Annotated in this window: 1 protein-coding gene; it reads right to left on the bottom strand. The window is 31.6% G+C overall.

The window, feature by feature from the left end; genetic code table 11:
- Positions 1–184 precede the first annotated feature (184 nt).
- A partial coding sequence (locus tag ABD296_RS50245; protein WP_344285828.1) for a hypothetical protein occupies positions 185–528 on the bottom strand: 344 nt, incomplete at its 5' end.

The raw sequence follows: 528 nt of genomic DNA, 5'->3' as shown, positions 1-528 counted from the left end.
GCTTCATCAACAAAGCGCATTTGCCAATCCTCTAAAAACTCTAAAACCGCCTATTCTGCCATATTTTCAGAAAATTCTCGAATAGAAAATCGAGAGAATTCTACTTTCCTGCTGCTTATTTTATTTCTTTTTATCAGGATATAAACCTACAGCAAGCCATGATCTATTTTTATTGATTAATTACCTAAGGATGGACATTACGTAAAGGTAAATCCATCTTCATGTCCAAATTAGCTTTAGTGTGCTGAACAGAGTTATACATAATGGCATTAAAGCTTGAAATATTCCCCATTTCCATTGCATCGTTAACGTTCAAACTTGGATTAAACTGATGTTTAATTGGCAAATTTATAGATTCGTCAAACTCAAAATAAACCGGACCATTAAAAGCAATTTTAACCGGAATGGTATAACTACGTTTTAACTGAAATGGAATATCAAGTTTAATCGGGATATTTAATTTTAATGGAAACCTTGGTAATAACTTATTTTTGTAAATTAAATCAGTGGTTGTTTCTAAAGGCATCA

This window comes from Actinomadura napierensis, assembly GCF_039529375.1.
GTDB classification, from domain to species: Bacteria; Actinomycetota; Actinomycetes; order Streptosporangiales; family Streptosporangiaceae; genus Spirillospora; species Spirillospora napierensis.
This window is presented reverse-complemented; position numbering and strand designations above follow the sequence as displayed.